The organism is Micromonospora sp. CNZ296 (assembly GCF_007827635.1).
This window is the reverse complement of the sequence record NZ_VISW01000007.1, coordinates 207082-230583: the sequence shown is the minus strand read 5'-3', so window position 1 is coordinate 230583 and position 23502 is coordinate 207082. Positions and strand designations below refer to the sequence as shown.

22 protein-coding genes are annotated in these 23502 nt (G+C 73.9%); 13 read left to right on the top strand and 9 right to left on the bottom strand.

The annotated features are described in order from the left end of the window. Window positions 1-63 precede the first annotated feature (63 nt). The 7 genes from FB455_RS14500 to FB455_RS14470 are packed head-to-tail and all read left to right on the top strand — an operon-like array spanning window position 64 to window position 8389. Window positions 64-1242 carry a hypothetical protein gene (locus FB455_RS14500; protein WP_013288864.1) on the top strand — a complete coding sequence of 393 codons (1179 nt, stop codon included), beginning with the start codon at window positions 64-66 and terminating at the stop codon, window positions 1240-1242. Next, the gene (locus FB455_RS14495) at window positions 1229-3925 is read left to right on the top strand and encodes a sensor histidine kinase (RefSeq protein ID WP_030272106.1); all 2697 of its coding nucleotides are present in this window, start codon (window positions 1229-1231) and stop codon (window positions 3923-3925) included. Before FB455_RS14500 ends, FB455_RS14495 begins: the two co-directional genes overlap by 14 nt. Continuing rightward, on the top strand, window positions 3922-4386 hold the full coding sequence (locus tag FB455_RS14490; RefSeq protein WP_013288866.1) for a roadblock/LC7 domain-containing protein: 465 nt from the start codon (window positions 3922-3924) through the stop codon (window positions 4384-4386). Before FB455_RS14495 ends, FB455_RS14490 begins: the two co-directional genes overlap by 4 nt. Continuing rightward, window positions 4383-4832 carry a DUF742 domain-containing protein gene (locus FB455_RS14485; protein WP_013288867.1) on the top strand — a complete coding sequence of 150 codons (450 nt, stop codon included), beginning with the start codon at window positions 4383-4385 and terminating at the stop codon, window positions 4830-4832. Before FB455_RS14490 ends, FB455_RS14485 begins: the two co-directional genes overlap by 4 nt. Next, a complete protein-coding gene (locus FB455_RS14480) occupies window positions 4810-5571 on the top strand; it encodes a GTP-binding protein (protein ID WP_013288868.1) in 762 nt (253 codons plus the stop codon). The genes FB455_RS14485 and FB455_RS14480 overlap by 23 nt, the downstream gene beginning before the upstream one ends. A 45-nt stretch (window positions 5572-5616) precedes the next feature. Then, complete coding sequence (locus FB455_RS14475; protein ID WP_145753680.1) at window positions 5617-6111, top strand: hypothetical protein; 495 nt, start codon at window positions 5617-5619, stop codon at window positions 6109-6111. 37 nt (window positions 6112-6148) lie between these two features. Beyond that, window positions 6149-8389: an AAA family ATPase gene (locus FB455_RS14470; RefSeq protein ID WP_145753678.1), complete on the top strand. Its 2241-nt coding sequence runs from the start codon at window positions 6149-6151 to the stop codon at window positions 8387-8389. A gap of 19 nt (window positions 8390-8408) precedes the next feature. Here the strand turns inward: FB455_RS14470 and FB455_RS14465 are convergent, their stop codons facing one another. The 4 genes from FB455_RS14465 to FB455_RS14450 form a co-directional block, all read right to left on the bottom strand. After that, complete coding sequence (locus FB455_RS14465; RefSeq protein WP_145753675.1) at window positions 8409-9440, bottom strand: SRPBCC family protein; 1032 nt, start codon at window positions 9438-9440, stop codon at window positions 8409-8411. Window positions 9441-9443: 3 nt separating this feature from the next. After that, window positions 9444-9899 (bottom strand): hypothetical protein, encoded by a 456-nt coding sequence (locus FB455_RS14460; protein WP_013288872.1) that lies wholly within the window; start codon window positions 9897-9899, stop codon window positions 9444-9446. Between the two features lie 149 nt (window positions 9900-10048). Beyond that, window positions 10049-10558, bottom strand: coding sequence for a GNAT family N-acetyltransferase (locus FB455_RS14455; RefSeq protein ID WP_013288873.1), 510 nt, complete (start codon window positions 10556-10558; stop codon window positions 10049-10051). Between the two features lie 150 nt (window positions 10559-10708). After that, window positions 10709-11611, bottom strand: coding sequence for a hypothetical protein (locus FB455_RS14450; RefSeq protein WP_013475076.1), 903 nt, complete (start codon window positions 11609-11611; stop codon window positions 10709-10711). 152 nt (window positions 11612-11763) lie between these two features. Here FB455_RS14450 and FB455_RS14445 point away from each other — a divergent pair, with 152 nt between their 5' ends. Then, window positions 11764-11976: a hypothetical protein gene (locus FB455_RS14445; protein ID WP_013288875.1), complete on the top strand. Its 213-nt coding sequence runs from the start codon at window positions 11764-11766 to the stop codon at window positions 11974-11976. Window positions 11977-11982: 6 nt separating this feature from the next. On the opposite strand, the gene FB455_RS14440 is transcribed toward FB455_RS14445, so the two are convergent. From FB455_RS14440 to FB455_RS14425, 4 genes are all read right to left on the bottom strand, one after another. Next, entirely contained in the window at window positions 11983-12471 is a 489-nt protein-coding gene (locus FB455_RS14440; RefSeq protein WP_145753674.1) for a DUF3263 domain-containing protein, read from the bottom strand. A gap of 136 nt (window positions 12472-12607) precedes the next feature. Further along, window positions 12608-13621 (bottom strand): ABC transporter permease subunit, encoded by a 1014-nt coding sequence (locus FB455_RS14435; protein WP_145753672.1) that lies wholly within the window; start codon window positions 13619-13621, stop codon window positions 12608-12610. Then, a complete protein-coding gene (locus FB455_RS14430; protein WP_071097586.1) occupies window positions 13618-14616 on the bottom strand; it encodes an ATP-binding cassette domain-containing protein in 999 nt (332 codons plus the stop codon). The genes FB455_RS14435 and FB455_RS14430 overlap by 4 nt, the downstream gene beginning before the upstream one ends. 142 nt (window positions 14617-14758) lie before the next feature. Beyond that, window positions 14759-15544 (bottom strand): DeoR/GlpR family DNA-binding transcription regulator, encoded by a 786-nt coding sequence (locus FB455_RS14425; protein WP_013288879.1) that lies wholly within the window; start codon window positions 15542-15544, stop codon window positions 14759-14761. Between the two features lie 199 nt (window positions 15545-15743). On the opposite strand from FB455_RS14425, the gene FB455_RS14420 reads away from it, so the two are divergent. Genes FB455_RS14420 through nagA form a run of 3 tightly spaced genes read left to right on the top strand, consistent with a single transcriptional unit; the run spans window position 15744 to window position 18708 of the window. Continuing rightward, a complete protein-coding gene (locus tag FB455_RS14420; RefSeq protein WP_114919031.1) occupies window positions 15744-16673 on the top strand; it encodes an SIS domain-containing protein in 930 nt (309 codons plus the stop codon). Next, window positions 16670-17602, top strand: coding sequence for an ROK family protein (locus FB455_RS14415; RefSeq protein ID WP_145753669.1), 933 nt, complete (start codon window positions 16670-16672; stop codon window positions 17600-17602). Before FB455_RS14420 ends, FB455_RS14415 begins: the two co-directional genes overlap by 4 nt. After that, window positions 17599-18708, top strand: a complete 1110-nt coding sequence (gene nagA / locus FB455_RS14410; RefSeq protein ID WP_145753667.1) for an N-acetylglucosamine-6-phosphate deacetylase — start codon at window positions 17599-17601, stop codon at window positions 18706-18708. The genes FB455_RS14415 and nagA overlap by 4 nt, the downstream gene beginning before the upstream one ends. 12 nt (window positions 18709-18720) lie before the next feature. On the opposite strand, the gene FB455_RS14405 is transcribed toward nagA, so the two are convergent. After that, a complete protein-coding gene (locus tag FB455_RS14405; RefSeq protein WP_145753665.1) occupies window positions 18721-19929 on the bottom strand; it encodes a DUF4032 domain-containing protein in 1209 nt (402 codons plus the stop codon). Window positions 19930-20040: 111 nt separating this feature from the next. On the opposite strand from FB455_RS14405, the gene FB455_RS14400 reads away from it, so the two are divergent. Beyond that, entirely contained in the window at window positions 20041-20808 is a 768-nt protein-coding gene (locus FB455_RS14400) for a phosphatase PAP2 family protein (RefSeq protein ID WP_071097580.1), read from the top strand. Window positions 20809-20893: 85 nt separating this feature from the next. Beyond that, window positions 20894-23464: a glycosyl hydrolase family 18 protein gene (locus FB455_RS14395; protein WP_145753663.1), complete on the top strand. Its 2571-nt coding sequence runs from the start codon at window positions 20894-20896 to the stop codon at window positions 23462-23464. The last annotated feature ends 38 nt before the right edge of the window (window positions 23465-23502 follow it).

Sequence of the window (23502 nt, the reverse complement as noted above, 5' to 3'; positions counted from 1 at the left end):
GGGACTGCGTACGGCGACCTCCCGGGGCACCGATCGCCCCGCCGTCGCCGGAGGAGACACACCATGACAGTCCCCGCGTCGCGGGTTCGCCGGCGGCCCGCCGTACCGGGCCGCACGCTCGCCCTGGTGCTGGTGCTGGCGCTGCTGGCCCCGCTCGGGCTGATCTTCGTCCAGGCCGAACGCGACTTCGCCGACGACCACGACCTGGTGAGCCGGGAGCGGCTCGGCGTCCGCTACCTGCGCGCCCTCGGGCCGGTCACCGACACGCTGGTGGAGGCCCAGGCCATCGCCGTCGCCGAAGGGGCCGTCTCCCGGGCCTCGCTCGCCGCCGCCATCGAGGGCGTCGCGGAGGTGGACAACGCCGTCGGCGACGAGCTGCGCACCCACGAACGCTGGGCCGGGCTGCGGGCCAAGCTGGAGGCGCTGCCGGACCGCGGGATCGGTGACCCCGAGGCCGCGTACCGGGCCTACGGCGAGGCGTCCGACCTGCTCCTGGCCCTCTACCGGAAGGTACGGGAGAGCTCCGGCCTGATCCGCGACCCGCGCTCCGACTCGTTCTTCCTCCAGGACGGCATCGGCGGGGACCTGCCCACCGCGACGGTGCTGGCCGGGCGGCTCGTCGACCTGGCCCGGCTGTCCGCCAAGCGCCCCGCCGCCGAACGCGCGCGGGTCGGCGCGGAGCTGGCCGAGCTGCGCGTCTCCGCGCTCGGTCCCGCCACCGACCTGGTCGCCGACCTGCGCTCGGCGGTCGACAGCTCGGAGAGCACCGACCTGGGCGCCAACGTGCTCACGCCGCTGGACACCTACCAGCGCTCACTGGAGACGTTCGCTGTCTACTCGGCGCCCGGCGCCGGCCGCTCCGCGCCGAGCACCGACCAGCTCACCCGCGCCGGGATCAGCGCGCAGAACGCCGCCAAGCAGCTCCGCACGGTCATCCTCGACCAGCTCGACGCGCTGCTGCGGGAACGACTCGACGCCCTGGAGCGGGACCGGCTGCTGGGCCGGATCGCCGCCGGGGCGGCGGTGGTGCTGATCGCCGGGATCGTCGCGCTGCACGTGGCCGCGCTGCGCCGGGACCGGTCCCGGGCCACCCCGGCACGCCGGGAACCGGCCGAGGCCGGGCCGGCGCCGACTGTCCACCCGGAGCCACCGCTCTCCGCGCCCGGGGCCGACCGCCAGCCGGTCGCGGTGGGGCACGGTGGCGACGCCGACCGGTGGAGGCCGTTCGATGCTGCTCGGTAGGTTACGCATCCGGGGCAAGCTCGCCCTGCTGGTCATCATTCCGCTGCTCAGCATGGTCGGACTCGCCGTACCGGTCGTCATCGACCGGGTCACCGCCGCCCGGGATGCAGCCGACACCGCCGAGACCGTCCGCGTCGCCAGCCGGGTCGGCAGCCTGGTCCAGGACCTCCAGCAGGAACGCCTGCTGTCGGTCGGGCTGCTGCTCGGGCGGGTGAGCCGGACCGAGCTGATCCAGAAGTCGGCCACTGTCGACGACCGGGTCGCGGACCTGCGCGCCGAGACGCTGCCGACGGCGGTCCGCAAGAGCCTCGACGGGGTACGCCGGCTGGAGGACGTCCGCAACGCCACGCTCGGCGGCCGGGCCACGCCGCAGCAGATCCTGACCGTGTTCGGCGAGGTCGACACCGCCCTGATCGACGCGCTGCGGCTGCCCTTCCAGGTGGACACCGACACCGCGGCCGGACGGCAGGTGCTCGCCCTGGACGCGCTGCTGCGCGTCGACGAGGCACTGAGCTCGTGCACCACGCAGATCGTGCTGGTGAAGGCGACGGGCGATCCGCAGGTGGCCCGGTCGTTCGTGGCCTGCATGGCGGGGCTCAACGTCGACAACCGGCGGTTCCGCAAGCTGATCACGCCGGAGCAGCTGAAGGTGGCCGAGCTGGACGACGCGGCGGTGGCCGCCCGGACCAGCCCGACGTTCCTGGTGGACAGCCTCCGGGATCCGGACAAGGCGATCGCGCCGGTGCCGCTGGACGTGCTGTTCCCGTCGGCCCGGTCGATGATCACGCTGGGCCAGTTCGTGGAGAAGAAGGTCGTCGCGGACGTCATCGCGGAGACCCGCGCCCGGGAACGGGAGGCCCTGACCGCGGCCTGGCTGGTCAGCCTGGCGGCGGCGGCGATCCTGCTCGTCGTGGTGCTGCTGAGCATGACGGTGGCGCGTACGGTGGCCCGGCCGCTGAGCCGGCTCACCCGCTCCGCCGAGCGGGTCGCCCGGGTCACCGAGGCCGAGCTGACCCGGGTCGCCGACGACGAGTCCGAGACGGTCCCCCCGGTACGCCTCGACCCGGTGGAAATCAGCGCCCGGGACGAGATCGGCGACCTGGCCCGCGCGTTCGACCGGGTGCAGCACACCGCCGCCCGGCTGGTCGAGCGGCAGGTCGCCGGGCGGCGCAACGTGGCGCAGATGTTCGGCCACGTCGGCCGGCGTACGCAGAACCTCGTCGGCCGCCAGATCGCGCTCATCGACCGGCTGGAACGGCAGGAGACCGACCCGGGCCGCCTGGAGCACCTCTATCGGCTGGACCACATCTCCAGCCGGCTGCGCCGCAACGCGGGCAGCCTGGTGGTGCTCTCCGGCGCCACCGGCTCGGACGGTCACGTGGCGCCGGTCCCGCTGGCCGACGTGGTCCGGCTCGCGCTCGGCGAGATCGAGGACTACACCCGCGTCGACGTGGAGGTACCGCCCGGCGTGGCGGCGGCCCCCGCCATCGCGGGCGACCTGGTGCTGACGCTCGCCGAGCTGATGGAGAACGCCACCTCGTTCTCGCCGCCGCACACCCGTGTGGTGGTGACCGGTGAGCTGACCGACGGCGGCGCACGACTTGTCGTGGTCGACCACGGCATCGGCCTGACCGAGGACCGGATGACCGAGGAGAACGCCCGGTTCACCCGGCGGGAACGCCTCGACCTCGCCCCGACCGAGGTGCTCGGCCTGTTCGTGGTCGGCCGGCTGGCCCGCCGGCACGGCTGGAGCGTCCGGCTGAGCCACACCCCCGGTAGCGGCGTCACCGCCGCCCTGGAGATCCCGGGCGCCTCGCTCGTGATCCGCCGCCCCGAGCCGGTCGGCGCCGGCGCCGGCCGGGCCGCCGTGCCCGGCACCCGCGAGCCGGAGCCACCGGCCGTCGAGGCGCCGTCCGGCTTCGACGCCGAGCTGCTGACCCGGGCCACGCGCAGCATGTCCAGCGGCGACCCGTGGAACGCCTTCGGCCACCAGGCCGACACCGCGGAGCCGATCGAGGACCAGGGCCAGGCCACCGGCGGTCCGCCGCCGGCCTGGCCGCCGTCGGACACCCGGCCGGCCGGACCGGCGGCGCGTCCCGGGCACGTCTCCCCGCCGACACCGGTCGTCGGCCCGGCCCCGGCCGCTCCCCCGGCCGCCGGGCCGGCGACCGGCCCGACCCTGACGCCGCCGGCCACCCGCCCGGCCCCGGCGCCCGCCGGGTCATCCCCGGTCATGCCGGCGCCGACCGGGCCGAACCCGGTCGGGCCGCCCGCCGGGCGGCCCGGTACCCGCTCGCCGATCCGGCAGCGGGTGCCCGGCGCGAACCTGCCGGCCACCCCGCCCGCCGGCCCGGCCGGACCGGCCACCGGCGGACCACTGATCGGCGTACCGGCGGACCCGTCGAGCGTCCGGGCCCTGGTCGAGGCGTTCCAGGACGGGGTACGGCGGGCCGAGGGCGACGTCGACCACGCGCCCCCGGCTGCGGAACGGCCCCGGCTCAGCCGCCGGGTGCCCGGCGCGAACCTGTCCGTCTCCCCGGCGCAGTCCGTGCCCCCCACCAGCTCCGACCCCGGCGACCCCGTCGAGGTACGCAACCGGATCAGCGAGTTCGAGGCGGGCGTCGCCCGTGCTCTGCGCGAAGTCAGTACCGACCGCCGCTACGAAGAGGACCCATCACGGTGACCAGCCCCTTCCTCCACGAGAACGTCGAACAGAGCACCACCGGCGACCTCAGCCCCGAGGCACGCACCTTCAACTGGCTGCTCGACTCGTTCACCTCCAGCACCGCCGGGGTGATGGAGGCGATCGCGGTCTCCTCGGACGGGCTGCTGATGGCCATGTCCGCGATCAAGGACCGGTCCAACGCGGAACGGCTCGCCGCCGTGGTCTCCGGCATGACCAGTCTCGCCGGGGGCGCGGCGAGCTGGTACGCGCTCGGCGCGCTCAACCGGGTGATCGTCGACATGGCCGAGGGATACCTGCTGATCAGCGCGATCAGCAGCGGCTCGGTGCTCGGCGTCGTCGCCGACCGCACGGCGAACCTGGGCACCGTGGCGTACGAGATGACGCTGTTCGCCGGCCGCGCCGGCGGCGCCCTGAGTCCGCGCCTGATCGCCGAGCTGAAGAACGCCGTACAGCAATGATCCCAGGGGCCGCCGGCGCGGACCCGGAGCCGGAACCCGGCGTCCGGATCCGCCCCTTCCTGCACGCGTCCGCTCCGGTGCCGGAGCCGGACGCGGGCGACGGGGAGCCGACCGGCCCACGCCCCTTCGTGCTGACCTCCGGACGGGTGGACGGCGACCCGGCGATCGGCCTGGAGACCCAGGTCACCGCTCGTCCGGGCAGCACCTCGTGGGCGGTGACCGCCCGGTTGGCCCCGGAGCTGGCGGCGATCGTCGCGATCTGCGCCGAGCCCGTCTCGGTGGCCGAGATCTCCGCCCGGACCCGGATGCACTTCGGGGTGACCCGGGTGCTGGTCGGCGACCTTCGCGCCGCCGGCCATCTCGACGTGCACGTCGCGGACGTCGACGACGCCCTCGATCCCGACATCATCCTGCGAGTGATTGATGGACTTCGTGCGATCTCCTGAATGGCCGGCGGCCGCCACGGGTGGGCCGGCCGCCAACAGCGCCCCGAGCCGCTACGGCGGCCCGGCGCCGCTGATCGGCCGGGCCACGCCACCCCCGCCCACGCCGCCGCTGCCGTACCTGCCGCCGGGTGTGCCGCCGGCCGAACCTGCCCCGATCGTCAGCCGGGTACCGGCGCCCCGGCCGCCGATCCCGGTCAAGATCCTCATAGCCGGCGGGTTCGGGGTCGGCAAGACCACCACTGTCGGCGCGATCTCCGAGATCGCGCCGCTGACCACCGAGGCGGAGATGACCACCGCCGGCATCGGCATCGACGACCCGGGCGGGGTCGCCGGCAAGACCACCACCACCGTCGCCATGGACTTCGGTTGCGTGACCATCGACCGCAGCCTGAAGCTCTACCTCTTCGGTACGCCCGGCCAGGCGCGCTTCGGGTTCATGTGGGACGACCTGGCCCGGGGCGCGCTCGGCGCGCTCGTGGTGGTGGACAGCGCCCGGCTCGACGACTGCTACCCGGCGATCGACTTCTTCGAGCGGTCCGGTCTGCCGTTCGCGGTGGGCGTCAACGCCTTCGACGGCCGGCTGGCCCTGGACCTGCCGTCGATCCGCTGGGCGCTGGCGATCGGCGAGCACGTGCCGCTGGTGCAGTTCGACGCCCGGGACCGCCTCTCGGTACGGGACGCCCTGCTCGTCGTCCTGGACCGTGCGCTGGACCGGGCCACCCGATCCCGGGCAGGCTGAACTCGCAGTCGTTTCGATCCGTTGTCTGGCGAAGGGGTGGACGCCATGAGAGGTGATCTGGACGAGACACTGGCCCGGATGGCACGGCGCGAGGAGGCGCTGCGCCGCCGGGCGCCGATGCCCGGCGAACCGGCCGGGACGCCCGAGCGGGACGTGCCCGTGGAGGCGGCGGACGAGCCGGGCGACGAGCGGGCGGGACGCGGCGCGTACCGGCTGCGCGGTGGCGAGGCGCCGGTTCGGCGTGACCCGGTCGAGGAGGTCGCCGAGGCGGTCCGCCGGGTGGTGGCGGAGCACCCCGGGCTGGCCGTGACGCTGCGCGTGGAACTGGGCGAGCAGGCGTACCCGCTGCGGGTCTCCTGGTCCGGCGCGGCGGTGACGGTGGGCCCGGCGGCGCCGCCCGCGCCGCCGCCGACGTGGCCCATGTCGGTGAAGACGGTGCCCGCGCCCGGCCACGACCCGCTGGAATCCGACCCGGCGGCCCGGCTGGCCGAGATGATCCGGCGCGACCCGTCGCTCCTGGACGACCCGGGCCCGCGCTGACCCGGCACCCGATGATCGGGGCGGCTACTGTCGGCGGGTGGCCGAACCCGACCTGACCCTGACCGCGACGCTGCGGCCGGCCGCGCTCGACGCCCGCCGCGGCGTGGTGCGCCTGCATCCCGAGGTGCTCACCGCGCTGGCGCTGCGCCCCGGCGACCCGGTACGCCTGACCGGCCGCCGGGTCACCGCCGGCATCGCGGCCGCCGCCGAGCCGAGCACCAGCGGCGCCCTGCTGCACGCCGACGACCTGCTGCTGGGCAACCTCGGCCTGCGGGCCGGCGGCCAGGTCACTGTGAGCCCGCTACCGGCGACCCCGGCACGTCGGCTCACCCTCTCCGGCCCGGCCGCTGTGGTCGCCGCGGTCCCGCCGGAGATGCTGCGGCTCGCGCTGCTGGGCAAGGTGGTCACCGCCGGGGACGACGTCTCGCTGCTGCCGCAGGACGTGCTGCCGGACGCCGCCGTGCGCGGCCTGATCGAGGCCGCGCGGCGCAGTCTGGCCAGTTCCGTCGGGTACGCCTGGACGAGCACGCTGCTCACAGTCGTGTCGGCCGAACCGGCGGTCGGCGCGCTCGTCACCATGGACACGGTGGTGGGCTGGGAGCACGGCGCCGCCACCCGCGGCTCCGGCCCGGCGTCCTCGGCCTCCCCCGCGCGGTTCTCCGCCCCCGCCACGCCGCCCGGGACGGAACCCGACGGCGACCTGCTCGGTCCGGAGGACGCGCCCGACGTGGACGAGCTGCCCGGCCTGCGCGCCCAGGCCGAGGAGCTGACCGAACTGCTGGATCTGGGCTTCCACCACCGTGAGGTGCTGGGCCGGCTCGGCACCACCGTCTCGCTCGGTGTGCTGGTGGAGGGCCCGGCGGGCTCGGGCAAGTCCGCGCTGGTGCGTGCCGTCGCCGCCAAGGTCGGCGCGGGCGTACGGCCGCTCTGGGCGCCGGAGCTGGCCGCGCTCAGCAATGACGCGGCGGCCCGCCGGCTGCGCGAGGCGGCCTCGGCGGTACGCGCCGGTGGTCCCGCCGTGCTGCTGGTCACCGACGTGGAGTCGATCGCCCCGGCCGACGAGCCGGGCCCCCTGGCCACGGTGTTCCGCCAGGTGGTGGCCGAGACGCTGCGGGCCGGTGCCGCTGTGGTGTGCACCAGCGGACGCCCCGAGGCGGTGGATCCGGCGCTGCGCGGCCCGGACCTGCTCGCGCTGCGGATCACCGTGCCGCTGCCCGACGCGGCGCTGCGCCGGGAGCAGTTGACGGTGCTGACCCGTGAGGTGCCGCTCGCAGGTGACGTCCGGCTGGACGAGGTGGCCGCCCGTACCCCCGGGTTCGTCGCGGCGGACCTGGCGGCGCTGGTACGCGAGGCAGGGGTACGCGCGGCGCTGCGCCAGAAGACGGCGGAGACGCCGACGGTGGCGATGGCCGACTTCACCGCCGCGCTGGAGGTGGTCCGGCCGACCACGATGTCCGCGTCCACGCTGGAGCTGGCGTCGGTGACGCTGGACGACGTGGGCGGGCTGCACGAGGTCAAGCAGACGCTCACCGAGTCGGTGCTGTGGCCGCTCACCTATCCGGACACGTTCGCCCGGCTGGGCGTGACGCCGCCGCGCGGGGTGCTGCTCTACGGTCCGCCCGGCTGCGGCAAGACCTACCTGGTGACCGCGCTGGCCGGGTCCGGGCGGGCGAACGTGCTGTCGGTGAAGGGCGCGGAGCTGCTCTCGAAGTGGGTGGGTGAGAGCGAGCGAGCGGTCCGGGAGCTGTTCCGCCGCGCCCGCCAGGCCGCACCCACGCTCGTCTTCCTCGACGAGGTGGACGCGCTGGCCCCGGTACGCGGGCAGGCCACCGACGGCGGTACGACCGACCGGGTGGTGGCGGCGCTGCTGACCGAACTGGACGGGGTGGAGGCACTGCGCAACGTGGTGGTGGTCGGCGCGACCAACCGCCCCGAACTGGTCGACCCGGCGCTGCTGCGTCCCGGCCGGCTGGAACGGCTGGTCTACGTGCCGCCGCCGGACGGCCCGGCGCGTACGGAGATCCTCCGCGCCTCGGCCCGGGACGTCCCGCTCGCGCCGGACGTGGACCTCGACGCGCTCGGCGCAGAGCTGGACGGCTTCTCCGCCGCCGACTGCGCCGCGCTGATCCGGGAGGCGGCGCTGGCAGCCATGCGGGAGTCGCTGAGCGCGAGCACCGTGACCGCCGCGCACGTCGAGGCGGCCCGGAACCGGGTCCGCCCCTCCCTGGACCCGGTGCAGCTCGCGCACCTGGAGTCGTACGCCACGGGCCGGTCCTGACGAACCGGCCCGCCTCCGGTCAGCGCTCGTCGCGGCGGCGGGCGGCCGGGCGGCGAGGCCTCTCCGGGACACGGCGGCGGCGCTCGGGTTCGCGCTGCCCGCGTGCCGTCCGGCTGCGGGCACGCTCCGGCTCGGTCAGGACCGGCTCGTCGGCGTACTCGTCGTCGTCGAAGTCGTTGCCCTCGTCGTAGGCGGCGTACTCGTCGTCGGCCGGCCCGGCGTCTCCCCGCTCCTCCCGGAGCGCGGTCTCGTGGTCCTTGACGACCTGGGAGTCCTCGATCTCGCCGCGCCAGCCCTCGACCGCGTCCGGGTCGAGCACGGTCCGGGTCATCACGTGCCGGACGAAGTGCTTCAGCTCCAGCCGGACCCGCCGGCCCTGCGCCCGCCACAGGTTGCCGATGTGCTCGAAGAAGCCCTGCGGGTGGTACTCCAGCACGACCAGGATCCGGGTCAGCTCCGGGGCGACCTCGTGGAAGCTGACGGTGCCGTCGACCGAGCCCTTCTCGCCCTTCGACCGCCAGTGGACGAGCCGGTCCGGGATCTGCCGGACGATCGTCGACTCCCAGCTCCGGTGCGACCAGAGCACCTGCGCCTTCCAGGTCATCTTCTCGTCGGCGTCGCAGTCGGCCTGCTCGACCTTCTTCATGAAGCTCGGGAAGTCGCCGAACGTCGTCCACTGGTTGTAGGCGACCCGGACCGGCACGCCGACCTCGACGGTCTCGACGATGTTGGTGACCTTGAGCTTCTGGCCGCCGTCCCGGCCACCCTTGCGACCGAACGCCGCCATCAGCTTCTCCTTACCGCCGGCCAGGCCGGCATGGAACATCGCCTTCACCGGGGAGGCGCCCTCGGCGAGCCGTTGCGCGCCGGTGGCGGCGGCGACCAGGCCAGGATCGCCGCCCTGCTTCGCGTACTCGCTCAGCCGCCCGGTGGCGTCGGTGACCCGTTCGGTGACCACCTGCACGGCCCGCTCACCGAGCGCGGAGGCGAGGTTGCGCAGCTCACCGCCGATCTGGTCGCGGGCCCGGTCGGCCAGGCTGCCCGTCGCCACGGCTCACCGCCCCCGATCGGCTCGGGCCGGCACCGGCGCGCCGGGCTGGTCGTCCAGTTCTTGCTCCTCGTCCGGCGCGGAACGCTCGGCGCCCGGCCCGGAACGGTCCTCGTCCGACGCGGAACGCCCGGCGTCCGGCCGGCCCGTACCCGCCTTGCGGCGCAACGCACCGGCGCCCTCACGCAGTCGTCCGCCGATGGCGTCGATGCCGTTGCCGGCGGCGGCGGTCGCGGCCGCGCGGCCCGCGGCCACCAGCGGCGGTGCCAGCCCGCCGAGGTTGCGCAGCTGCGGGTTCGCGGCCATCAGGTCCGCGCCGAGCTGCTTCAGGCCGCCCGGGCGCCGGCTGGCCCGCCCGGCGGCGACCGCCGCGGCGAGCGTCAGCGCGGTACGCATCTTCTTCCGGCGACCCAGCAGGTAGCCGAGACCGACGGCGAACGCCACCCGTGTTCCGCTCTTCATCCGCTCTCCTCCGCGCTCCCCGGGAAAGTCAGGGCCCGGAGACGCGGGCAGTACCCGTCACCCCCTCGGCAAAACACTTCCGTGCAAGCACGAAACCACCCACCGAGGCGACTCTGAGCAGGAGAAACGTGATCGGGGAAGGAAGCGGGTCAGCGGATCGGCAGGGCCGAATCCAGGGACATCCGGGCGTGCAGCACTCCGTCTTCCTCACGCAGTTCCGCGCCGCACTTACGCAGCACCGAGATCGCCCCCGCGTTGTCCGGCGTGGTGTTCGCGACCACCGTGTGCATCCCGGCCCCGGCGGCGACGTGCAGCAACTGCCGCAGCGCCGCGGCGCCCAGGCCCCGGCCACGCGCGGACCGGCCGAGCCACATGCCGGTCTCCACTGTTCCCGGCTCGTCCCGGCGGGTCATCCGCACCATGCCGACGACCTCACCGCCGGAGACGATCGCGTACATGGCGGTGCCGGTCGGGCCGTTCAGCCCGCCGAGGCTGGCGCGGTGGAACTCGCGGAACGCGTCGCGGCGGGCCAGCGACCAGCCCGCGGGGGCGTCCACCGGAGGCATGACGTCCTCCGGTTCCGCCTCGGCCGCCGCTACGGAGAGCAACGGTTCCAGGTTCCGTTCGTCCACCGGCTCCAGCCGTACAGCACCCGTCACGTCGCGCAGTCTGCCGCGCGTGGTCCGGGTCGTCCACCCCTTTGGGGAGGGATTGCCGCTATGGCCGACCGCCTCGTCCGGTCGTACCCCCGGGGTGTTCCCGCCTCACGCTGCGTTGTCATCCGACCGGTCGTTCCGACGTGAGCGTGCTCACGCCGAAGGGCCGAACTCGCAGAGCACAGCCGAGGCGTCGTCGGTGCGCTTGTGCCGCCGCAGCCGGTCCGGGTGGTCCCGCTCGGCAGCGCGGACCCGGTCGATCAGCCCTTCCGGACCCTCCACGGTCAGCACCTCCAGCAGCCCGGCCCAGTCGAACAGGCCGAACTGGTCGACAGCGCAGGAGGCGCCGTCACTGAGCAGCGCGGCCCGCCGCAGCGCCCCCGGACCGCGCAGCGGAAGCGTCCCGGTGAGCGCGTGGTACGCCGCGTCCGGGTCGCTCGCCGCCGCCCAGTAGCCGTGGGTGCGGTTCATCCGGGTCCGCTGCACGGTCGTCGCGCGCCGGAACCGGGTCACCGGGTCGGTCTCGCCGTCCGGCAGTGCGGCGACGCTGCGGCGCAGGTCCGCCACCGCGTCGGCCAGCCGGTCGTCGGTGACCACCTCGATCCCCTGGTCGGTGTCGAGCACCAGCGGGCTGTCGCAGAGCACCAGGTAGTCGACCCGGTCGCCGCTGTGCCGGAGCAGGCAGACGGTGGAGGACGGGGTACCGGGATGGTCGAGGTCACACGTTCCGCCGTGATCGGCCCGCACCGCGAGGATCGCCGCCGCGAGGCTGCTCATCAGCGTGGCGGCCGGGCGGGCCGCGATCGCCAGGCCGATCCGGGCGGCCAGGTGCCGGACGTACCAGGCGGGACCGTGCGCGCAGCCGGTGTCGAAGCCCTCGGGCACCGTCGCGCCGTCGAGGACGCCGACGAGCGGGCCGAACCGGAAGACCGCGTCCTCGTTCTCCGGTCGGCCGGGCGCCGGGTCGGAGGCGGAACGCACCCGCATCACCGGCGCCTCCGCGACCGGGCGGGCCGGCCTGCTGCCGATCGCGTACCGGCGGTCTGGTGCCCCCATCGTCGGCCTCCGTTCGTCGTCGCGGACCGCCTACCCGGACCGCGGCCGGTCATCCGCCGGCCGACCCGATCGAGGTAACCGTGCGTCATCTCCTCCGGACTTTCGGTAGCGTCGGACGTGACCGGGTCGGTCCCGGCGACAGGGGGTTCGAGATGTTGGAGCGGTTGCACGAGGGCGGCATCCGGGCGGAGCACGCCTACCTCGCCGGGTTCGTCAGCATCGGCCTCTCGGTGACCAGCTGGTTCCTCTCCAAGCACATGGAGCGCGCCGGGGTGGCGCGGGCGGACCGCTGGGGCATCTTCATCGGCGAGTGGGCCCCGACGTTCTTCGCCATCGGCAACGGGTTGCGCACGTACGAGAAGTGACGCCGGTCAGCGGCGCCGGTTACGGGCACGCGACGAGCGCAGCCGACGCAGCCGGCCGATCAGCACCGGCTCGGCGGCGAGCGCGGCCGGCTGGTCGAGCAGGGCGTTGAGCAGCTGGTAGTAGCGGGTCGCGGAGAGCCCGAACGTGTCCCGGATGGCTTGTTCCTTGGCGCCGGCGTGCTTCCACCACTGCGCCTCGAACGCAAGGATCCGCTGCTCCCGCTCGGTCAGGCCGGCCGGCGTCGTGCCTACAGCGGCCGCATCTGCCGCGCCTGGACCGGCCTGCTCGACCGGCGCGGCGGACTCGACGGGCGGCGAGGCGGGCCCGGCCGTGGCGGGCTCGGCGGGCCGGGCGGACTCCGACGGCTCCGACGGTGCGGTGGACTCGACGGGCGGAGCGGTGCGCGGTGGCGGAACGGTCCCGCCCGCGTGGCGCGTACCCGCTGCCGGGCCGGACCGGTCGACGGCGGCCCGCTGCGAGGCGTCGGCGGACATGGCGCTCCTCTCCGACGGCGGGTGACCGGCACGCGGAACGCGCCGGCCGGGGGAGCCCCAGCGTAACCAGGGCCGCCCCCGGCCGCATCGGACGCGGGGTCCGCGCCGCCGGCACCGGCCGGCGGCGCGGACCAGGTCAGGCGATGTCCCGCCGGCGCATCGTCCAGAACGCGGCCACCAACGCGCCCACCAGCGCCACGCCGAACACCACGGCCGACTGCTGCCAGGTGACCACGTACGTCGCCGGCTCGCAGGCGCCCTGGGAGAACTGGCAGGTGTCGTAGTCGAACAGTTCCGCCTGCTTCAGGAACCACGACTGGGCGTACGTGGACAGCACGTACCGGTCACCGAACTGGACCCCGAGCACGGCGACCGCGATCCGGATGCCGATCTCGCTCACCGCGAAGATGCCCACCGCCGCGCCGAGCGCCATCGCCGTGTGCCGGCCGAGCGAGGCCAGCGCGAACCCGACCGCCGCCACGAGCAGCGTCATCCCCAGCGCCCGCAGACCGTCCAGCCCGATCGACTGCCACACTCCGGCGGTCATCTTCGCGGTGCTGCCGCGCTGGCTGGCGATCAGCCAGAACGCCGCCGTCCAGAGCGCGCCGAGCACCACGGTCAGGCCGAACACGGTGGTGAGCAGGGCGGCCAGCTTCGTGCCCAGCACGGTCAGCCGTTTCGGCCGCCAGAGCAACAGGTTCATCATTCCGCCGGTGTTCCACTCAGCGCCCACGAAGGAGGCGCCGACGATGAAGCCGAACAGCGCCACGGAGGCGGCGAACACGGCGATGAACAGGGGGAACTCGGCCCGGAAGTCGAACTGGTACGGCAGGTACCACTTCGCCTCGAACATGTCGGGCTGCGGCTGGTAGTCCTTGCCGCAGTTCGGGCCGTACCGTTCCTCGGCCTTCTCGCCGCGCGCCTGGGCCGCCTCGCACTCCGCGATGGTGCGCTTCCATTCCGTCATCGCGGACTGGTAGTCGTTGTTCGCCTTGGCCTCGGCCTCGGCCACCACGACGGGCGAGAGCTTCTCGCTGGAGAAGCTGAACGCGGTCGCGACGGTGGCCAGGCCGAGCACCAGCAGCACGAGCATCAGCCGGGTCACCCGGCGCTTGCCGAGCCGGCGCAGCTCGGTGACGAACAGGCTCATGCGCCCCAACCTCCTGCGGTGCCGGTCTGGTCGACCTTGGCGGACTGATCGACCTGACGGTGCTGGCCGGGGACCGGCGCGGTGGCGGTCAGTTCGAGGAAGACGCTCTCCAGGTCGACAGCGACCGGGGTGAGCTCGCTGACGTACAGGCCCTGCTCGGCGAGCAGCCGGCTGACGGTGGCCGGCTTGTCCACGCCGGACAGCATCAGGTGGTCCGGCTCGGCGGCCACGTGGACCCCGGCCCGGGTGAGCGCGTCGGCGGCCTGGGGCAGGTCGCTGACCGCCTCCAGGCGTACCCGCACGGCACCCTGGGAGTGGGCCGCGAGCACCTGGTCGACCGGACCGAACGCGACCCGGCGGCCGAGCGAGATGATGGTGACCGAGTCGCAGATGAGCTGGATCTCGCCCAGGATGTGGCTGGAGAGCACCACTGTCATCCCGGCCTCGGACAGCTCCCGCATCAGCCCGCGCATCTCCCGGATGCCGCCCGGGTCGAGGCCGTTCGCCGGCTCGTCGAGGATCAGCAGCTTGGGGTTCTTGAGCAGCGCGGAGGCGACCGCGAGGCGCTGCTTCATGCCGAGCGAGTAGGTCTTGACCCGCTCACCGGCCCGGTCGCGCAGCCCGACCAGCTCCAGCACCTCGTCCACGCGCCGCTTGGGCAGCTCACCGGCCTGGGCGAGCAGGCCGAGCGTGTCCCGCGCGGTGAAGTGCGGGAAGAACTGCGGACTCTCCACGATGGCGCCGACCTGCCCGGCGACCGCCGGCAGCGCGTGCGGCAGCTCCTGGCCGAGGATGGCCATCCGGCCGCCGTTCGGCTTGATCAGGCCGAGCAGCGTCCGCAGCGTGGTGGTCTTGCCCGAGCCGTTCGGGCCGAGGAAGCCGTGCACCTGGCCGGCTTCCACTCGCATGTCGAAGCCGTCGAGCGCGTGGCGAACCCCGCGTTTCCGGCTTCGGTACGTCTTGCGGAGACCTTCGATCTCCAGGACAGCCGACACAGCTGACCTCCCCCGATAAGTAGGCGTCAGCGACACCATACGCGGTATGCACCGGAAGGCAATACCCGGTATGCAGTGTCGGCGCGTTAAAAAGGGGCCCCTCCTCTACCGCAGGCGTTAAGAAGGGGCCCTTCCTTGCACGTCAGGCGCAGACGACGTGGACGCCCGCCTCGCGGAACGCCGCCACCACGTCCGGCGACGCGCCGGAGTCGGTCACCAGCGTCTCGACCCGGTCCACCGGGCAGATCCGGGCGAACGCGTGCCCGCCGAGCTTCGACGAATCGGCTATCACGACGACCCGCTTGGCCCGGGCCACCATGAGGCTGTTCATGGCCGCCTCGCCCTCGTGGTGCGCGGCGGCGCCGAGCTGCGGGTCGATCGCGTCCACGCCGAGCAGCGCCACGTCCAGCGTGACCTCGCGCAGCAGCGCCCCGCCGAGCGGGCCGACCAGTTCGAACGACTTCGGCCGGACCACGCCGCCGGCCACCACCACCTTCATCCGCGAGCGCACCAGCAGCTCGTTGGCGATGTTCAACGCGTTCGTCACCACTGTGAGCTGGGCACCCTCGGCGCTGGTGTTGAGGTCGGGGCGGACGGCGAGCGCCCGCGCCACCTCGGTGCTCGTGGTGCCGCCGTTGAGACCGACGACGGTGCCCGGCGACACGAGCGCGGCGGCGGCGGTGCCGATCCGCTGCTTCTCGGCCGAGTGCTTCGCGGTCTTGTAGCGCAGCGGCAGGTCGTAGGAGACGCCGTTGGCGACCGCGCCACCCCGGGTACGGGTGATCATCTGCTGCTGGGCGAGCTGGTCGAAGTCGCGCCGGATGGTGGCCTGGGAGACGTCGAGCCGCCCGGCCGCCTCCTCGACGCTGACCCGGCCGCTGTCGGTCAGCATCTCCAGCAGCGCGTTCCAGCGCGCGTAGCGGTCCACCGCGGGGCCCTCCCCAGACTGTGCGTGAACGGTGATCGGTTGCGTGCACACTAGTGCGCGAAACTGGGTCCGCGCAAAACCCTGCGCTGCGCGAACGGGGAGACGGTTGCCACGGCCACCAGGTTTCACGCAGAATGACGCGCGAAAGGCGGCCGTATCGCGCCGTATTGCGCAAGGTCTCCCCTGGGGAGGAGTTGTCATGGCGTACGTGCACGCGGAGATCGCGAGCCAGCCCGACTGCTGGCGGGAGGCGGCGCGACTCGCCCCGACCGTCGCCGAGCACCTGCCGCGCCCCGGCGAGCGGGTCGCCGTGGTCGGTTGCGGCACGTCGTGGTTCATGGCGATGGCGTACGCCGGGCTGCGCGAGGCCGCCGGCCAGGGCGAGACCGACGCCTTCCAGGCCAGCGAGTTCCCGGCCGGCCGCCACTACGACCGCCTGATCGCGATCACCCGCTCCGGCACCACCACCGAGGTGCTCGACCTGCTCACCGCGCTGCGCGGGCGGATCCCCACCACGGTCCTGGTCGGCGACCCGGACTCGGCAGCCGTCGCGCTCGCCGACGCCACGGTCGCGCTGCCCTTCGCCGACGAGCGGTCGGTGGTGCAGACCCGCTTCGCCACCACCGCGCTGGCGCTGCTCCGCGCCCACCTCGGCGAGGACCTCGGACGGCTGGCTGCCGACGCCGAGGTGGCCGTACGCGCGCCGCTGCCGATCGACCCGGCCGGCATCGAGCAGGTCACCTTCCTCGGACGCGGCTGGACCGTCGGGCTGGCCCAGGAGGCCGCGCTGAAGTGCCGCGAGGCGGCCACGTTCTGGGCCGAGGCGTACCCGGCCATGGACTACCGGCACGGCCCGATCTCGGTCGCCGCGCCCGGCCGGCTGGTCTGGGCGCTCGGCGAGATCCCGGACGGCCTGCCCGAGGACGTGGCCGCGACCGGCGCCGCGTTCGTGCACAGCCGCACGCACGGCTGGCGCACGGTGCTGACGAGCTGGTCGGCCGGCCGCAACCCGGTCGACCCGATGGCCGACCTGATCCTGGCCCAGCGCTTCGCGGTCGCGCTCGCCACCAGCCGCGGCCTCGACCCGGACGCGCCGCGCCACCTGACCCGGTCCGTGGTCCTGGCGTGAGCGCAGGCGACGAGGTCGTCGTCGCGCTGGACGTGGGTGGCACCGGGATGAAGTGCGCCCTGGTCCGGCCGGACGGCACGACAGTGCACACCGAACGGCACGCCACCGACGCCCGGCGCGGCCCGGAGGCCGTGGTCGGCACGATCCTCGACGTGGCCGAAGGGCTGGCCGGCAAGGCCCGCGCCGACGGCCGTACGCCGGTGGCCTGCGGCATCGCCGTACCCGGTGTGGTCGACGAGGCGCGCGGCGTGGCGGTCTGGTCGGCGAACGTGGGCTTCCGGGACGTACCCCTGCGGGAGCTGGCGGGCACGCGGCTGGGACTGCCCGCGGCGCTCGGCCACGACGTGCGTGCCGGCGGCCTGGCCGAGGCGCGGCTCGGCGCCGGGCGGGACGCGGGCCACGTCCTGTTCGTCGCCATCGGCACCGGCATCGCCGCCGCCCACGTGGTCGACGGGTCGGCCGCCACCGGCGCGCACGGCGCCGCCGGGGAGATCGGCCACATCCTGGTACGCCCCGGCGGCCCGCGCTGCGGGTGCGGGCGGACCGGCTGCCTGGAGGCGGTGTCGTCGGCCTCGGCGATCGGGCGCCGGTACGCCGAGCTGTCCGGCGCGCCCACCACCGCCGCCGAGGTGGCCGACCGCGCGGCCGCAGGTGAACCGCTCGCCGTGGAGGTGTGGCAGGAGGCGGTCGAGGCGCTCGCCGACGGACTCGCCACCGGGCAGGCGCTCTACGATGTGTCGACAGTGGTGCTCGGCGGCGGGCTGGCCCAGGCCGGTGCCCGGCTGTTCGACCCGCTGCGGCGGGCGTTGCGCGAGCGGCTGACGTTCCACCGCGAGCCGCGCCTGGTCGCGGCCGACCTCGGCGACGAGGCCGGCTGCCTCGGCGCCGCCCTGCTGGCCCTGGACACCCTGGCGAAGGAGAGTCGATGACCCGGCGCGTGACCGGCAAGGTGGTGACCCCGACCGGCGTCATCCGGCAGGGTTGCGTGGAGATCGCGGACGGGCGGATCACCGCTGTCGCCGAGTACCCGTCGGTGCGCGACGGGCACTGGATCGTGCCGGGCTTCGTGGACATGCACACCCACGGCGGCGGCGGGCACACGTTCACCACCGGCGACCCGGAGTCGGCGCGGCAGGCCGCCGCGTTCCACCTCGGGCACGGCACCACCACGCTGCTCGCGAGCCTGGTCAGTTCCCCGTTCGAGCTGATGCGCGACGCCACCGCCGCCTACCGACCGCTGGTCGAGTCCGGCGTGCTCGCCGGCATCCACTTCGAGGGCCCGTACCTGTCCGCCGACCGCTGCGGCGCGCAGAACCCGGAGTTCCTGCGCGACCCGTCCACCGGCGAGCTGACCGAGCTGATCGAGCTGGGCGGCGGCGCCGTCCGCATGGTCACCATCGCTCCCGAGCGGGACGGCGCCACCAAGGCGATCGAGCTGCTGGTGTCGCACGGCGTGGTCGCGGCGGTCGGGCACACCGACGCCACCTGGGAGCAGACCCGGGCGGCGGTGGCCGCGGGCGCGAGCGTCGGCACCCACCTGTTCAACGGGATGCGCCCGGTGCACCACCGCGAGCCCGGCCCGGTGGTGGCGCTGCTGGAGGCCCCGAACGTGGTGTGCGAGCTGGTCGCCGACGGTGTGCACCTGCACGACGGCATGCTGGGCTTCGCCACCTCGGTGGCCGGTCCGGAGCGGGCCGCGCTGATCACCGACGCGATGGCCGCCGCCGGGATGCCCGACGGCGAGTACGAGCTGGGCGGCCAGGCGGTCACCGTGTCCGACGGGGTGGCCCGGCTCAGTCACAACGACGCGATCGCCGGCAGCACGCTCACCATGGACGCGGCGCTGCGGCACGCGGTCGGCGCGGGCGTGGCCCTGCCGGACGCCTGCCGGATGGTCGCCACCACCCCGGCCCGCGCGATCGGTCTGGGCGACCGGGTGGGCGCGCTCGTCGCCGGGCTGCGCGCCGACCTGGTGGTGCTGGACGACGACCTGAACGTGGTACGGGTGATGCGCGGCGGCGACTGGGTGGAGTGATCCGCCCGGGCGTCAGACGGTGGGCACCTCGACGCCGAGCACCGCCTGCTCGTCCGGCCGGTGCACGAGCACGTCGGCCAGGTACGACTGCACCGCCCGGCGCATCCCGACGTCCCGCCCGGCCTGCTCGGAGAGCAGCCACTTGTGCTCGATGATCTGGGCGAACAGCTCCTGCGGCTCCAGCTTGTTCCGCAGGTGCGCAGGCACGGCCCGGACCACCGGCTCGAAGACCTCGGTCAGCCAGCGGTGCGCCGCCTGCTGCTCGTCGGTCAGGTCGCTCTCCAGCCGGTAGGCGTCGAGGTCGTTGAGGAGCCTGCGGGCCTGGTTCTCCTCCGCGTCCAGGCCGGTCAGGCGCAGCAGCCGCCGGGTGTGGTAGCCGGCGTCGACCACCTTCGGCCGCACCAGGTAGCGCCCGTTGTCGACTGTCGACATGGCCACCTCGGCCACGTCGAAGCCCAGCTCGTTGAGGCGGCGGATGCGCCCCTCGATGTCGTGCCGGGCGGCGCGCTCGACCTGCTGCTCGTAGGTGATCTCGTGCCAGAGCCGCTCGTAGCGCTGCACGACCTCCTCGCAGACCACCTCCGGGTCGATCGACTCGTGCAGCAGGCCGGCGGCCTGGAGGTCGAGCGCCTCGCCGAAGATGTTGACCCGGGCGATCTCCAGGTCCTCGCCGCGCTGGCCGTTCGACAGCGACGGGTGCAGCGCGCCGGTCTCCGCGTCGACCAGGTACGCGGCGAACGCGCCCGCGTCCCGCCGGAACAGGGTGTTCGACAGCGAGCAGTCGCCCCAGAAGAAGCCGGTCAGGTGCATCCGCACGATCAGCGCGGCCAGCGCGTCGAGCAGCCGGTTCATGGTCTCCGGGCGCAGCGTGTTGGAGAACAGCGCCCGGTAGGGCAGCGAGAACTGGAGGTGCCGGGTGATCAGCACCGGGTCCAGCGGTTCGCCGTCGTCGGTCTGCCGGTCGGCCACGATCGCGATGGCCTCGACCGACGGGAAGTCGATCCGCTCCAGCGCCCGCAGCAGGTCGTACTCGCGCTCGGCGACCCGCTCGCCGGTCTCCTTCACCGCGTAGACGTACCCGCCGAGCCGGACGAACCGCACGATGTGCCGGGAGATGCCCTGCGGCAGCGCCACCAGGTGTTCGGCAGGCCACTGCTCCAGCGGTGTCGACCAGGGGAGGTCGAGCAGCGCCGGGTCGACGAGAGCCGAGGTGATCCGCACGGCAACCAGTGTGACCGCTGACCCCCGCGCCGCGCTTCCCTTCGTGGTTGGGCACACAGCCGCCGATGCCCGCGCCGCCCCGCCGCCGGCGGCGGCCGGTAGCGTGGTCGCGTGCGTCAGACCTCGGGGGTACGCGGTGACCTGCGGCTGCGGCCCGTCCGGCCGGCCGGGTGGTGGTTCGACCTGCTGCTGCTCGCGGCAGTGGTGGCGCTGACCGTCGCGCTCGCCTCCGGTCACCTGTTCGGCCTCGACCGGGCGGTGGCCGACTGGTCCGACGAGAACCGCCCGGCCGCCGCCCGCTGGGTGGCGATGACGCTGAACCTGCTCGGCCAGGGCACGCCGCTGACGCTGCTCGCGGCCGGGCTGGGCGTGCTGCTGGCGTGGCGGCTGCGCTCGGTGCGGCCGCTGCTGCCGCCGGTGGCCGGGTTCGTGCTCACGTTCTTCACGATCGGCCCGCTGAAGGTGTGGACGGCCCGCCCGGCGCCGAGCGCCTCGGTCAAGGAGCCGTTCCTGTCGCCCGAGCAGACGCTGCCGCTGTTCCAGCACGACCTGCCGGTGCGTTTCGCGCAGTCGTACCCGTCGGGGCACGTCGCCAACTCGATCGTCTGGTACGGCGTCCTGGCCCTGCTGCTGGCCCCGCTCGTGCGCACGCTCGGCCGCACAGTGCCGCCCCGGCTGGTCACAGTGGTCCGGGTGGTGCCACCGGCGGTGGTCTTCTGCACCACCGTCTACCTGGGCTGGCACTGGCTGACCGACTCGGTCGCCGGGCTGCTGCTCGGCCTGCTGCTGGACCGCCTGCTGCACCGGGTGCCCTGGAACAGCCTGCCGCTGCCGGCGCGGCTCCACGGCTGGGCCCGGCCGGCGGAGCATCTCGACTAGCAGTCCGCCTCTTGTCTCGGCGTATCGACACCGGTATACATTTAGCAACCTTAACAGTTAAGTTTGTTAAATGTAGGAGGTGCGCGTGCTGGCGAGACGAATCAGCCGCTGGCTGTCGGCCGGCGCCGCCGGTCTGCTGACCGCGATGACGGCGGTGGTCGTGGCCGCCCCGGACGCCCGGTCGGCCGCCGCCGACGACGAGGCGTGCCGGCCCGACGGGCTCTACCGCACGCCCGGGGTCTCGGTGCCCTACTGCACCGTCTACGACACCGCGGGCCGGGAGAAGATGGGTGCGGACCACACCCGCCGGATCATCGGCTACTTCACCAGTTGGCGGACCGGCCGCAACGGCGCCCCGGCCTACCTGGTGAACCAGATCCCCTGGCAGAAGGTCACCCACATCAACTACGCGTTCGCCCACGTCGACGGCGGCAACCGCATCTCCGTGGGCGACCCCGGCGCCCCGGACAACCCGGCGACGAACATGACCTGGCCCGGCGTGGCCGGCGCCGAGATGGACCCGGCCCTGCCGTACACCGGGCACTTCAACCTGCTCAACAAGTACAAGAAGCAGAACCCCGGAGTCCGAACGCTGATCAGCGTCGGCGGCTGGGCCGAGACCGGCGGCTTCATCGACGACAGCGGCAACCGCATCGACTCCGGCGGCTTCTACCGGATGACCACCACCGGCACCAACACGGTGAACACCGCCGGCATCAACACGTTCGCCGACTCGGTGGTGACGTTCCTGCGCACGTACGGCTTCGACGGGGTGGACATCGACTACGAGTACCCCACCTCCAACAACAAGGCCGGCAACCCGCTCGACTTCGCCCAGGCCGACGCCAAGCGGGCCGGTCTCAACGCCTCGTACCAGGTGCTGATGCGCACGCTGCGGGAGAAGCTCGACCGGGCCGCCGCCACCGACGGCAGGCACTACCTGCTCACCGTGGCCGCGCCCGCGTCCGGCTGGCTGCTGCGCGGGATGGAGTCCTACCAGGCGTTGCAGTACCTCGACTACGTCAACGCGATGTCCTACGACCTGCACGGCGCGTGGAACCACTTCGTCGGGCCGAACGCGGCGCTCTACGACAACGGCGACGACGCCGAGCTGGCCGCGGGCGGCGTGTACGGCGCCTACTCCGGCATCGGCTACCTGAACACCGACTGGGCGTACCACTACTTCCGGGGCGCGCTGCCCAGCGGCAGGGTGAACATCGGCGTGCCCTACTACACCCGGGGCTGGCAGGGTGTCACCGGCGGCACCAACGGCCTGTGGGGACGGGCGGCGCTGCCCGACCAGACCAAGTGTCCGGCCGGCACCGGCGGCTCGATCGGCTCCACCACCCCCTGCGGCAACGGCGCGGTCGGCATCGACAACCTCTGGCACGACCTCGACGCCGCCGGCAACGAGGTGCCCGGCGGCGCCAACCCGATGTGGCACGCGAAGAACCTCCAGGCCGGCATCACCGGCGACTACCTGGCCGGATACGGCCTCACCCCGGCCACCGACCCGGCCGACCGGATCAGCGGCAGCTACGCCCGTAACTACTCGGCCGCGCTGGTCGCGCCCTGGCTGTGGAACGCGGAGAAGAAGGTCTTCCTCTCCACCGAGGACGACCAGTCGCTCGCCGCCAAGGCCGACTACGTCGCGGCCAAGGGCCTCGGCGGCGTGATGATCTGGGAACTCGCCGGCGACTACGCCTACGACTCCGCCAAGGGCCGGTACGGCATGGGCGACACGCTGACCACGCTGCTCTACGACCGGCTGAAGGCCGCACCGGCGTACGGCGCCCGCAAGGCGGGCATCACCATGCCCACCCGGACGCTGGACGTGGCGGTCGGCATGGGTGGTTTCGCGCTCGGCGACAACAACTACCCGATCAACCCCGAGCTGCGGCTGACCAACAACACCGGCGCACCGATCCCGGCCGGCGCGCACCTGGAGTTCGACTATCCCACCACCACCCCGGCCACGCTCAGCCAGCAGTCCGGCTGGGCGCTCACCACTGTCACCACCGGCCACACCGGCAGCAACGTGGGCGGCCTGAAGGGCGACCACAACCGGGTACGCCTCACCGTGCCGGCCGCAATCGCGCCCGGCTCCTACGCCGAGGTGACGCTCAACTATCAGCTCCCGATCTCCGGCCCGGCCAACTTCACGCTCGCCTTCGGCGGCCAGACGTACGCGCTGGCCGGGGACTGGGCACGTGGTGGCGAGGTGGTCACGCCGTCGCCCAGCCCGAGCGGTTCCGTCCCACCCGGCGGGGGCACCTGCACCGCGCCGGCCTGGTCGGCGTCCACCGCGTACTCCGGCGGTGCAACCGTCTCGCACGCCGGACGGACCTGGAGCGCGAAGTGGTGGACCCAGGGCGAGACGCCGGGCAGCGCCGCGGTCTGGGCCGACCAGGGTGCCTGCACGGGCTCCCCGACGCCGACCACCTCCCCGACGCCCACCGGCTCGCCGTCACCCACCGGCTCGCCGTCACCCACCGGCGGTGCATGTGCCGCGCCGGCCTGGGCCGCGGGCACCGCGTACCCCGGAGGTGCCGTGGTGTCCTACGGCGGACACCGGTGGACCTCCCGGTGGTGGACCCAGGGAGACGTGCCGGGGACCAACAGCCAGGGCGTGTGGACCGACAACGGGCCCTGCTGAACCCGATCCCGGTGCCGCCGGCGGAATCCTGCCGGCGG